This window comes from Pseudomonas sessilinigenes (assembly GCF_003850565.1).
Taxonomy (GTDB): Bacteria; Pseudomonadota; Gammaproteobacteria; order Pseudomonadales; family Pseudomonadaceae; genus Aquipseudomonas; species Aquipseudomonas sessilinigenes.
The window spans coordinates 4,451,105-4,463,068 of sequence record NZ_CP027706.1 but is presented as its reverse complement, the minus strand read 5'-3'; the positions used below and the strand labels follow the sequence as shown (position 1 = coordinate 4,463,068).

The 11,964-nt window shown below is 65.0% G+C and carries 8 protein-coding genes; 7 read left to right on the top strand and 1 reads right to left on the bottom strand.

Annotated features, from left to right (window positions below):
- Nucleotides 1-47 precede the first annotated feature (47 nt).
- Nucleotides 48-1,970 carry a sigma-54-dependent Fis family transcriptional regulator gene (locus C4K39_RS20655; RefSeq protein ID WP_124347288.1) on the bottom strand — a complete coding sequence of 641 codons (1,923 nt, stop codon included), beginning with the start codon at nt 1,968-1,970 and terminating at the stop codon, nt 48-50.
- Between the two features lie 382 nt (nt 1,971-2,352).
- Between C4K39_RS20655 and exaC the strand changes: the two genes are divergently transcribed.
- The 7 genes from exaC (at nt 2,353) to C4K39_RS20620 (ending at nt 11,883) form a co-directional block, all read left to right on the top strand.
- Nucleotides 2,353-3,873, top strand: a complete 1,521-nt coding sequence (gene exaC, locus C4K39_RS20650; RefSeq protein WP_068595430.1) for an acetaldehyde dehydrogenase ExaC — start codon at nt 2,353-2,355, stop codon at nt 3,871-3,873.
- Between the two features lie 195 nt (nt 3,874-4,068).
- Nucleotides 4,069-5,349, top strand: coding sequence for an ethanolamine utilization protein EutH (eutH, locus tag C4K39_RS20645; RefSeq protein WP_068579677.1), 1,281 nt, complete (start codon nt 4,069-4,071; stop codon nt 5,347-5,349).
- A gap of 25 nt (nt 5,350-5,374) precedes the next feature.
- A complete protein-coding gene (locus C4K39_RS20640; protein WP_124347287.1) occupies nt 5,375-6,811 on the top strand; it encodes an ethanolamine ammonia-lyase reactivating factor EutA in 1,437 nt (478 codons plus the stop codon).
- A 28-nt stretch (nt 6,812-6,839) separates the two neighbouring features.
- The gene (locus C4K39_RS20635) at nt 6,840-9,035 is read left to right on the top strand and encodes an ethanolamine ammonia-lyase (protein WP_124347286.1); all 2,196 of its coding nucleotides are present in this window, start codon (nt 6,840-6,842) and stop codon (nt 9,033-9,035) included.
- 51 nt (nt 9,036-9,086) lie between these two features.
- Entirely contained in the window at nt 9,087-10,481 is a 1,395-nt protein-coding gene (locus C4K39_RS20630) for an ethanolamine ammonia-lyase subunit EutB (protein ID WP_068579687.1), read from the top strand.
- Nucleotides 10,482-10,492: 11 nt separating this feature from the next.
- Nucleotides 10,493-11,317, top strand: coding sequence for an ethanolamine ammonia-lyase subunit EutC (gene eutC, locus C4K39_RS20625; protein WP_068579689.1), 825 nt, complete (start codon nt 10,493-10,495; stop codon nt 11,315-11,317).
- Between the two features lie 107 nt (nt 11,318-11,424).
- Complete coding sequence (locus tag C4K39_RS20620; protein ID WP_068579692.1) at nt 11,425-11,883, top strand: GNAT family N-acetyltransferase; 459 nt, start codon at nt 11,425-11,427, stop codon at nt 11,881-11,883.
- The last annotated feature ends 81 nt before the right edge of the window (nt 11,884-11,964 follow it).

Sequence of the window (11,964 nt, the reverse complement as noted above, 5' to 3'; positions counted from 1 at the left end):
ATCCAGCCACGGCCTGACGCCATGGCTGGTCGGAAACAAGCGAAGGCTCAGCGCGCGATACTGTGCTTGCGCAGCTTTCTATACAGGGTGTTGCGGCTGATCCCCAACTGCTCGGCGGTGTGGGTCATGTGCCAGCGCTGCTGCTCCAGCGCTGCCAGCAGGGCCACCCGTTCGGCATCCTCAAGAGGCCGCTCCGGCTGATCATCGAGGGGTTCGCTGGGCGCTATCGGGCGGTTGCCCTGGCGAATCAGCGGTGGCAGGTCCTGCACACCGATCCGACCGTCCTCGCACAGCGCCGCCAAGGTCCGCAGTACGTTTCGCAATTGCCGCACGTTACCCGGCCAGGAGTAGGCCAGCAGGTTCTGGCGCGCCGCCTCGTCCAGCACCACCGGTTGCGAGCCCGCCTCTTCGGCCAGGAGAAAATCCAGCAACTGGGACTTGTCGCTGCGCTCGCGCAAGGCTGGCAGGGCAATCTCCAGGCCATTGAGCCGGTAGTACAGGTCTTCGCGAAAACTACCGTCGCCGACTCGCTCCAGCAGGTTGCGGTGGGTGGCGCTGATGATCCGGACATTGACCGATTGCGGCTCGCCTCCAATCGGCACCACCAGTCGATCCTCCAGCACCCTCAGCAAACGAGTCTGCAAGGCCAGGGGCATGTCACCGATTTCATCGAGGAACAAGGTACCGCCATCGGCCTGCTGCAACTTGCCGCGCATGCCTTCCTTGCGTGCCCCGGTGAAACTGCCACCGCGATAACCGAACAGTTCGCTCTCGATCAGGCTCTCCGGAATGGCCGCGCAGTTGAGGGCGACGAAGGCCTTGTCCGCCCGGGCACTGGCCTGGTGCACGGCCTTGGCGAAGGCCTCCTTGCCCGAGCCGGTCTCACCATTGATCAGCAGCGGCACGTCGCGCTCGAAGACCCGCGATGCCCGGCGAAAATCGCCTTGCAGGCCAGCATCGCCAAGGCAGATGCCCGAAGCCTTAGGCACCGCCACATTCACCGGGGCTCGCAGCATGGGTTGTACAACGGCAGGTGGCGCGCCTCGCAGCAGGGCGAACAAATGCCGCCCATCCCGGGTGCGTAATGGCCAACTGGCACTGGCGTTCAGGCTGGCGCGCCCGAACAGCTCGTCCAGGGAGCACTCGAAGAAACTGTCCACCGGCTTGCCCAACAGGCCGCCGCGGATATGCCCCAGCAGGTTCAGCGCACTCTGGTTCACCGCGCAGATCCGTCCTTCGCCGTCGAAGGCCAGCAGCCCCTCGCTGAACAGGCCCACCGATTCGGCCTGCAAATGAAAGCGCAGCAACCACTGGTTCTCGAAGTAACGCAGGAAGTAGCAACTCTCGATCATCTTCGCCGAGAGGTTGACCATGGCCATGGTGTGGAACTGGCTCTGGCGGGAAACATCCTGGCGAGCCGACGACACATCCAGCACCGCCAGCAACTCGCCATGGGGATCGAACACCGGACTGGCCGAACAGGTCAGGCCGGTGTGCCGGCCACGAAAATGCTCGCCCTGATGAATCGTCAGCGACTGGCGCTCGACCAGGCAGGTACCGATACCGTTGGTGCCCTCCCGGGCCTCGCTCCAGTCAGCCCCCAGCCACAACCCGGCATGTTCGAAGATCTTGCGCTCGCTGGGAGCGGTGATGCAGTTGAGGATCACCCCACGGGCATCGGTCAGCAGTACCGCATGGCCAGCGCCAGACAACTGCTGGTGCAGGTTGGCCATTTCGGTGCCGGCGATCTGCAGGACATCCTTCAAGCGCTCCCGGCTCTCCAGCAGGCGACCGTGCTCGAGCACCGTGGGGGCCATGGAAAGAGCCGGGTCGAGGTGATAGTCCTCCAGGCAGCGCAACCAGGAGCGGGCGATGGAAGGATCGCTGCCGGGCCCCTGCAGATGAGCCTTGCCCCGGGCTACCGTCAGCACTTGCTGGGCATGGCGGGTGAGATGATTACTGCTGTGCATTTCTTATTGTTCTCCTGCTGTGCTGTCACACGCGGGCGCGATCCTGCGCCACCGAAGGTCTGGAGATCAGGGTCCATCGACGAAAACACCGATGGGCCGACGGATTTGTCCGACAGGATTCGACATTCGAGCCAGCATCCTCCAGGCGTCGTCGCATTGCAACGCCAGCTTGTCCCCTGAGCCACAGCTTGTGCCATCCAGGTTACAAACTGTCACTCAATGCTGCGCCAGATTTGTCACACGCCAGGGGCCGACAGCCCCTGCTACCTGCGCAAACGCTTGATTCACATGGCTCGCGCTACGCTGGCCCGGGCTTTGCTCTACGCTTGCCATGCGCTACAGCGCGTCCTCCCCCATAAGCATAAAAGCCAGGAGATACCCCATGCGTTACGCACACCCCGGTACTGAAGGCGCTATCGTTTCGTTCAAGAGCAAGTACGGTAACTACATCAACGGCGAATTCGTCGCGCCCATCAAAGGCCAGTACTTCACCAACACCTCGCCGGTGAACGGCAAGCCGATTGCCGAATTCCCGCGCTCCACTGCCGAAGACATCGAAAAAGCCCTGGACGCCGCCCATGCCGCCGCCGATGCCTGGGGCGCGACCTCGGTCCAGGCCCGTTCGCTGATCCTGCTGAAGATCGCCGACCGCATCGAGCAGAACCTCGAACTGCTGGCCATCACCGAAACCTGGGACAACGGCAAGGCCGTACGCGAGACCCTGAACGCCGACATCCCCCTGGCCGCCGACCATTTCCGCTACTTCGCTGGCTGCCTGCGGGCCCAGGAAGGCAGTGCCGCCGAGATCGACGGCAACACCGTGGCTTACCACATCCATGAGCCACTGGGCGTGGTCGGCCAGATCATCCCGTGGAACTTCCCGATCCTGATGGCCGCCTGGAAACTGGCCCCGGCCCTGGCCGCCGGCAACTGCGTGGTGCTCAAGCCCGCCGAGCAGACCCCGTTGGGCATCACCGTGCTCATGGAAGTGATCGGCGACCTGCTGCCAAAAGGCGTGCTCAACGTGGTGCAAGGTTTTGGCCGCGAAGCCGGCGAGGCCCTGGCCACCAGCAAGCGCATCGCCAAGATCGCCTTCACCGGCTCGACCCCGGTGGGCTCGCACATCATGAAATGCGCCGCCGAGAACATCATCCCGTCCACCGTGGAGCTGGGCGGCAAGTCGCCGAACATCTTCTTCGAAGACATCATGCAGGCCGAGCCGAAGTTCATCGAGAAGGCCGCCGAAGGCCTGGTGCTGGCGTTCTTCAACCAGGGTGAAGTCTGCACCTGCCCATCCCGCGCCCTGGTGCAGGAGTCGATCTACGACGAATTCATGCAGGCGGTGATGAAGAAGATCGAGCAGATCAAGCGTGGCGACCCGCTGGACACCGACACCATGGTCGGCGCCCAGGCTTCCGAACAGCAGTTCGACAAGATCCTGTCCTACCTCGACATCGCCAAGAACGAAGGTGCGCAGCTGCTCACCGGCGGCAAGGTGGAGAAACTCGAAGGCGACCTGGCAACCGGCTACTACATCCAGCCGACCCTGCTCAAGGGCACCAACAAGATGCGCGTATTCCAGGAAGAAATCTTCGGCCCAGTGGTGAGCATCACCACCTTCAAGGACGAAGCCGAGGCCCTGGCGATCGCCAACGACACCGAGTTCGGCCTGGGGGCCGGGGTCTGGACCCGCGACATCAACCGCGCCTACCGCATGGGCCGTGGGATCAAGGCCGGTCGCGTGTGGACCAACTGCTACCACCTGTACCCGGCGCACGCCGCGTTCGGTGGCTACAAGAAATCCGGCGTGGGCCGCGAGACCCACAAGATGATGCTCGACCACTACCAGCAGACCAAGAACCTGCTGGTGAGCTACGACATCAATCCGCTGGGCTTCTTCTGATCGACCCTCCCGGCGGCCCCAGGGTCGCCGGGAGTTTTTTCGCGGCCCTGCCGCACATCTATACCTTCGTGGTCCGGTGCCACTGGCTTGCCGGACGGGACGCTGCTGTCGGAAGTTCTGAGTCAACGACCTCGCGCGCACAGCCCCGGGCTCGAACAAGAGCCTTGAAAAACAATAAGACAAGGGAGCAAAGCAATGGACCAGATCGGCAACTACGTGCTCTACCTCATCATGCTCTGTGCCGTGCTCGGCGCCCTCGCTGCCATCTATGACAGCGATCGCGGGCTGGGCAAGGAGTTCATGGAAGGCATCCACGCCACGGGCTACATCTTCGTGCCGGCGGCAGGGATCATGGCTTCCATCCCCTATCTCACCGTATTGATCGAATCGGTCTTCGGGCCCTTCTTCGAATCCCTGGGCGCCGACCCGGCCCTGGCGGCGACGATGATCATCGCCTCGGACATGGGCGGCTACCACCTGGCCTCGGCCCTGGCGGCCAGCAAGGAAGCGCTGGTGATGGCGTTGATCACCGGCTTCATGGGTGGCGCCACCATCGTCTTCTCGATTCCCATGGGCCTGGCGATGCTCGACAAGCGCGACCACAAGTACATGGCCCTGGGGATCATGTCCGGCATCCTGACCATCCCGGTCGGGGTGATGGTGGCCAGCCTGATCCTGGCCTTCAGCAACCCGATGGTCCGCGAACTGGTCAGCACCAACTCCGAGGCCAGCTACCAACTGGCCCTGGCCGTGGGAGGCCTGTTCGCCAACCTGCTGCCGATCCTGATCTTCGTCGTGGCCCTGGCCCTGGGCCTGCGGTTCCTGCCGGACCTGATGATCAAGGGCTTCATCATCTTCGGCCGGACCCTGGACGCAGTGATCAAGCTGGTACTGGTGGCCTCGATCGTCCAGCACTTCACCGGCGTGTTCACCACGGTCTTCGGCAGCTGGGGCTTCCACCCGATCATCGCCGACGCCGAGGACCAGACCCGCGCGCTGGAGACTGCCGGCTACATCGGCATCATGCTGGCCGGGGCCTTCCCCATGGTCTACCTGCTGCGCAAATACCTGGGCAAACCCCTGGAGAGCCTGGGTGGCAAGGTCGGCCTGAGCGCTGTGGGCAGCGCCGGCATGCTGGCCACCATCGCCAACATCCTGGCGATGTTCCGCCTGGTGCGCTACATGCCGCCAAAGGACAAGGTGATCAACATTGCCTTCGGCGTCTGCGCGGCGTTCCTGCTGGGCGACCACCTGTCCTTCACCGCCAACTTCCAGCCGACCATCATCCTGCCGGTGCTGATCGGCAAGCTCAGCGCCGGTTTCGTCGCGGTAGGCCTGGCCTACTGGCTGTCGGTGCCCAAGGCCCTGCAACTGGAAGCCCAGGACCGTGCGGCCGGGATCATCGCCGAGGGCGAGTACCTGGGCGATAGCGTGCAGGAAGCGCCAGTAGGGCCCGGGCAAAAGGCCACAGCCTAAGCCCGGCACGACAAGGAACGCCTGCATGCCAGCCATCACGGGCGGCGCACCGGTATTGCTGCTGGGGCTGGACTTCGGTTCCACCACCAGCAGCGCGCTGATCGCCCAGGCCAGCCTCAGCAGCCAGTGCGTCACCGGACGCATGGCCCTCAATGAACCCCGCGTGCTGTTTCGCGGCGACCCGGTGTTCACGCCGTTCAAGGACGACATCATCGACACCGGGGCCATCGGCGACTTGATCGAAGGCTGGCTGGAACAGGCCGGAGTCCGCCCGCAGCAGCTGTTTTCCGGCGGGGTGATCATCACCGGCCTGGCCGCTCGGCGACACAATGCCCAGGCCCTGGCGCACCAGGTAGGGCAACTGCTCGGCAACGCCCTGGTGACCCGGGCCGACGACGGCGGCCTGGAATCCTGGCTGGCCTTCATGGGCAGTTGCTCGGCCCTGAGCCGTTTCCATCGCCAGCAGCCACTGCTCAACCTGGACATTGGCGGCGGTACCACCAACGCCGCCTGGGGCCTGGATGGCAATGTCCTGGCCACTGGCTGCCACTTCATCGGCGCCCGGCACCTGCAATTCGAGCCCGGTAGCTATCGGCTCAGGGAGCTCTCGGCGTTCGGCCGGGCCCTGCTCCAGCACCTGGGCATCGCCAGGGAGCCCGGCCAGGAGCTGATGCCCCTGGAGCGGGACGCTGTGCTCGCCTGGTACATCGCGGCGTTGCTGGCGATCGCCGAGGGCGACCGGGCGTTCTTCGCCACTGCGCTGGGCCGGCTGGTCGAGCAATTGCCGTTGCTCTTGCCCCAAGGCCATGCAAGCGCCGCACTGACCTTTTCCGGCGGCGTCGGCGAGCTGCTCTATCGCCACCTGCAAGGCGAAACGCTGCCCGGCACCACCTTCTATGGCGACCTGGGCATCGACCTGGCCCTGGCCATCGCTCGCCAGCCCCGGCTGGTGGGGGATGCCAACCGACTGCTGCCGGAAAACCGCGGGCGAGCCACGGTCTATGGCCTGACCCTGCACAACACCGAGATTTCCGGCAGCACCCTGTTCTTGCCACGACCGCAGGCGCTGCCGCTCAAGGACCTGCCCATCGTCGCGCGCCTGCCCATCGATGCCAGCGAGCGCCAACTGGGCGACGCCCTGGACCTGGCCCTGGGCAGCCGCGACGGGGCCTGCCTGCAATTGCTCGATGGCGGCCAGGTTCCCCGGCTGGAGCAGGTCCGCCAACTGGGCACGCGCCTGGCCCAGGCCCTGCAAGCGGCGGCGCCGCAGCCGCAGTGGCCTCTGGTGCTGCTGCTGGAAAGCAACATCGGCAAGGTCCTGGGCAACTACGCCACGGACTGGGGGCGCAGTGCTTGCAACCTGATCGTCATCGACGAGGTACGCGAGCGCTCGGCGCACTTCATCAACCTGGGAAAACCCCATCAGCACATCGTGCCCGTCGCCTTCTACGGCGTGCACTGAGGCGATGCGAACCAAGGAGAGTCCTGCCATGCCACTCACCGAACTCCAGCACATCCGCCTGCCCGAGGTGCCCGCCGAGCGCAGCTACGGCACCCGGGTCCTGGATCGCGAGATCCACTTCGCCAACCTCAAGGCGGTGCTCGGCGCCGCCGACATCAGCAAGGCCGGGGACCGCGTGGCTGGCCTGGCGGCGGCCGACGAAATCACTCGCGAAGCGGCCCGCAAGGTGCTCTCGGAGCTGACCCTGGGCCACTACTTCGAGCACCCTCTCACCGACCGCCATGGCCGTATCGACAGCGTCATGCAGGTCAACTACGACATCGACCACCAGGTGTTCGCCGAGATATCCGGGTTGACCCTGGGCGCCCTCAAGGACCGCCTGCTGCGCAGCCACGGCACGCAGATCCGTCGCATCGGCACGGGCCTGACCGGAGTGATGGTCGCCGCCCTGGCCAAGCTCCTGGACGTGCACGAGCTGATCCTGCTGTCCAAGAAGCTCAAGAGCGGTGCGGCCGCCAAGGCCCGGACCCTGGTGGGCCTGCCTGGCACCCTGTCGTCACGCTTGCAGCCCAACCACCCCACCGACAACCTCAGCGGCATCACCCTGCTGGTGTACACCGGGCTGAGCATGGGCTCGGGCGACGCGCTGATCGGCCTCAACCCGGCCATCGACACCGTGGACAACATCAGCGCCACCCTGCGCCACCTGGACAAGCTGCGCCGGGAAACCGGGGCCCCCACGCAGATCTGCGTGCTGTCGCACATCAAGACCCAACTGGCCTGCCTGGACCAGGGCGCGCCGGTGGAAATCATGTTCCAGAGCCTGGCTGGCACCGAGCGCACCCTGACCGACGAGTTCGACGTCACCGTGCAACTGCTCGACCAGGCCTGGCAGGCCATGGCCGAGCGGGGCCCGCTCAGGGACGTGGCGGAAAACTTCATGTACTTCGAGACCGGCCAGGGCAGCGAGCTGACCTACGGCAAGCACGAAGGCATCGACATGACCACCTGCGAGGCGCTGTGCTACGGCCTGGCCCGGCGCTATCGGCCGTACATGGTCAACAACGTCACCGGGTTCATCGGCCCGGAAACCCACCTCGACAACTTCGAGATGACCTACGCCTGCCTGCAGGACCAGTTCATGGGCAAGCTGCTGGGCCTGCCCATGGGCATGGCGCCCTGCTACACCCTGCACTCCCAGGTGACCCTGGAAGGCCAGCAGATGGCCACCGAGCTGCTGACCGCGGCCGGCGCCAACTTCTTCATGGACGTGTACCTGAGCACCGACCGCATGCTCGCCTACTTCGATACCAGCGCCCACGACAACCAGACCCTGCGCGAAGTCCACGACCTGGCCCCAGCGCCGGAGTACCTGCGCTGGGCCCTGGCCAAGGGGATCTTCCAGGAGGATGCCCATGGCAACGTCGAGCGTGGGCCGAACTGGGGCAACCCGCGGATCTTCTGCGAGTCGGACATCGACTTCCAGCGCCTGCTGGAGTCCACCCCGGCCACCTACGGCTTCGATAACGCCGGGCCGCGCCCGGCCAACACTGTCTCGCGCATCGTTCGGGCCAACCTGGCGGTAGCCCGGGAGGCGATCTACGTCGACCTGCGACCGGCCGAGATCGGCGAGATTCCCCTGCGCGAGCTGCGCACCGCCGCCCCGGACAAGCTGGCCCACCTGCAGGACCCGGAACTGGGGGCACGCCTGACCGAAGAGGTACTGCGCCAACTGCAACCGGAACACAACGACGTGCAGATCGTGATTTCCGATGGCCTCAGTGCCGAGGCCATCCATCACAACATTCCCGAGCTGCTCCCGGTGCTGATGGACGGCCTGCGCAGCCGCCAGCTGCGTATCGGCCAACCGATCCTCGCGCCCTACGGCCGGGTCAAGCTGGCGGAGTCGGTGGGTGAGGCGCTGCAACCGCAGCTGATCATCGTGTTGATCGGCGAACGCCCCGGTGGCGATGCCCTGGCCTCGCGCAGCATGTCCGCCTACCTGGGCTACCGCCTGCCGGACGACCAGGCCCGGCGCGCCGCCGCTCAGTTCAGCGGCAACCCGGATATCGGCTACGAATACACCGTGATCTCGAACATCTACAGCGGTGGCCTGCCGCCGCTGGAAGGCGGCAGCCTGGTGGCGGAAAAGGCCTTTGCCATCCTCCAGCACCGGGCTGCCGGCAACCGTCTGGAAAACCTGCTGAAGAAGGTGGCATCCTGATGATCCGCCAGCACTCGGCAACGCCCCTACATCGTTGAAACGGAGACTGAGATGGCCCAATTTTCCCACAGCGTAGGTACTCAGACCTATCGCTTCGACAGCCTCAAGGAAGTCATGGCCAAGGCCAGCCCGGCCCGCTCCGGGGACTTCCTGGCCGGAGTCGCCGCCCTCAACGACGGCGAGCGGGTGGCCGCGCAGATGACCCTGGCGGACATCCCCCTCAAGCACTTCCTCGAAGAGGTGCTGATCCCCTACGAATCCGACGAAGTTACCCGGTTGATCATCGACAGCCACGACAAGGCGGCCTTCGCCCCGGTCAGCCACCTGACCGTCGGTGGTTTTCGCGACTGGCTGCTCAGTGACGCTGCCGACGAGCAGAGCCTGCGCGACCTGGCCCCGGGCCTGACCCCGGAAATGGCCGCCGCGGTATCGAAGATCATGCGCCTGCAAGACCTGGTGCTGGTGGCGCAGAAGATCCGCGTGGTGACCAAGTTCCGCGGCACCCTGGGCCTGCGTGGGCGCCTGTCCACCCGCCTGCAGCCCAACCACCCCACCGACGAGCCGGCCGGTATCGCCGCGAGCATTCTCGACGGCCTGCTGTACGGCAACGGTGACGCCATGATCGGCATCAACCCGGCCACCGACAGCATTGCCTCGATCTGCGCCATGCTGGAAATGCTCGATGCCATCATCCAGCGCTACGAGATCCCCACCCAGGCCTGCGTGCTGACCCACGTCACCACCTCCATCGAGGCGATCAACCGTGGCGTGCCCCTGGACCTGGTGTTCCAGTCGATCGCCGGCACCGAAGCGGCCAACGCCAGCTTCGGCATCAACCTCAACATCCTCAAGGAAGGCTACGAAGCGGGGCTGAGCCTGAACCGCGGCACCTTGGGACAGAACCTGATGTACTTCGAGACCGGCCAGGGCAGCGCGCTGTCGGCCAACGCCCACTTCGGCGTCGACCAGCAGACCTGCGAGACCCGCGCCTACGCCGTGGCGCGGCACTTCAAGCCGTTCCTGGTGAACACCGTGGTCGGTTTCATCGGGCCGGAGTACCTGTACAACGGCAAGCAGATCATCCGCGCCGGCCTGGAGGATCATTTCTGCGGCAAGCTGCTGGGCGTGCCCATGGGTTGCGACATCTGCTACACCAACCACGCCGAGGCCGACCAGGACGACATGGACAACCTGCTGACCCTGCTGGGGGTGGCCGGGATCAACTTCATCATGGGCATCCCGGGGTCCGACGACATCATGCTCAACTACCAGACCACGTCCTTCCACGACGCCCTCTACGCCCGCCAGACCCTGGGCCTGAAGCCCGCGCCCGAATTCGAGCAATGGCTGGCGCGGACCGGGATCTTCACCCAGGCCGACGGCAAGGTGCATTTCGGCAACAACCTGCCTCCGGCCTTCCGCCAGGCACTGGCCCAGTTGGGATAAGGAACAGGCTCATGCAAAAACACCCGAGCGACTCACAAAACCCCTGGCTGGAACTGCGCCGCCTGACCCCGGCGCGTATCGCCCTGGGCCGCACCGGCACCAGCCTGCCCACTGGCGCCCAGCTGGATTTCCAGTTCGCCCATGCCCAGGCCCGGGATGCCGTGCACCTGCCGTTCGACCATGCCGGACTCAGCGCCCAGCTGGCCGAGCGGGGCCGCGACAGCCTGCTGCTGCACAGCGCCGCCACCGACCGCCACAGCTACCTGCAACGCCCTGACCTGGGGCGCCGGCTCAGCGACGAGTCGGCCCAGGCCCTGCGTGAGTACGCCCAGGCCCACCCCGGCGGGGTCGACCTGGCGGTCGTGGTGGCCGATGGCTTGTCGGCGCTGGCCGTGCATCGCCACACCCTGCCGTTCCTGGCGCGCATGGAAGAACAGACCGCCGCCGAAGGCTGGTCGCTGTCGCCAGTGGTCCTGGTGGAACAGGGCCGAGTGGCGGTGGCCGACGAAATCGGCCAGCTGCTGGGCGCCAAGATGACAGTCATCCTGATCGGCGAACGCCCGGGGCTCAGCTCTCCCGACAGTCTGGGGCTATATTTCACCTACCAGCCGAAGGTCGGGCTCACCGATGCCTACCGCAACTGCATCTCCAACGTACGCCTGGAGGGCCTGAGCTACGGCATGGCCGCCCATCGGCTGCTGTACCTGATGCGCGAAGCCTGCCGCCGGCAATTGTCGGGGGTGAACCTCAAGGACGAGGCGCAGGTCCAGACCCTGGACAGCGACTCGCCCGCGGACATGAAGGGCAACTTCCTCCTGGGCCCGCCCCAAGTGTGATTTTGCAAGACGATTGCGCTTTTTAACCGCTTTGGGCAGCATCGCAACGCGGCTGCCCCGAGTCATCCAACTTGTGCCGTCACATCCACTTGAAGTTGAGAGCCATCATGCGGATTACTCAAGCAACCCTCGAGCACCTGGATCTGTTGACCCCGCTATTCGTCAAGTACCGCGAGTTCTATGGCGCCCTGCCTTACCCGGACTCTTCCCGGGCGTTCCTGGAAAAGCGCCTGCGGCGCAAGGAGTCGGTGATCTACCTGGCCCTGGCCGATGATGACAACAGCAAGTTGCTGGGTTTCTGCCAGCTCTATCCGAGCTTTTCGTCCCTGTCCCTCAAGCGGGTCTGGATTCTCAACGACATCTACGTCGCCGAGGACGCCCGACGCCAGCTGGTGGCCGACAACCTGATGCGCACTGCGAAGAAGATGGCCAAGGAAACCAATGCCGTGCGCATGCGGGTTTCCACCAGCAGCGACAACGAAGTGGCGCGCAAGACCTATGAATCCATGGGATTTCGCGAAGATACCGAGTTCAAGAACTACATCCTGCCTATCAGCGAAGACTGAAAGCGCCCCCGGGCCTAATGCCAATCAGTCAAGCGAGGTGATTCTCTGTAGGAGCAACCGGTCGATGCTCGTTAACGGTAG

Bases quoted from the DNA above. Each gene is read 5' to 3' on its own strand.
- C4K39_RS20655 (WP_124347288.1), bottom strand. From the start codon at position 1,970: ATGCACAGCAGTAATCATCTCACCCGCCATGCCCAGCAAGTGCTGACG.
- exaC (WP_068595430.1), top strand. From the start codon at position 2,353: ATGCGTTACGCACACCCCGGTACTGAAGGCGCTATCGTTTCGTTCAAG.
- eutC (WP_068579689.1), top strand. From the start codon at position 10,493: ATGCAAAAACACCCGAGCGACTCACAAAACCCCTGGCTGGAACTGCGC.
- C4K39_RS20620 (WP_068579692.1), top strand. From the start codon at position 11,425: ATGCGGATTACTCAAGCAACCCTCGAGCACCTGGATCTGTTGACCCCG.
- C4K39_RS20640 (WP_124347287.1), top strand. From the start codon at position 5,375: ATGCCAGCCATCACGGGCGGCGCACCGGTATTGCTGCTGGGGCTGGAC.
- eutH (WP_068579677.1), top strand. From the start codon at position 4,069: ATGGACCAGATCGGCAACTACGTGCTCTACCTCATCATGCTCTGTGCC.
- C4K39_RS20630 (WP_068579687.1), top strand. From the start codon at position 9,087: ATGGCCCAATTTTCCCACAGCGTAGGTACTCAGACCTATCGCTTCGAC.
- C4K39_RS20635 (WP_124347286.1), top strand. From the start codon at position 6,840: ATGCCACTCACCGAACTCCAGCACATCCGCCTGCCCGAGGTGCCCGCC.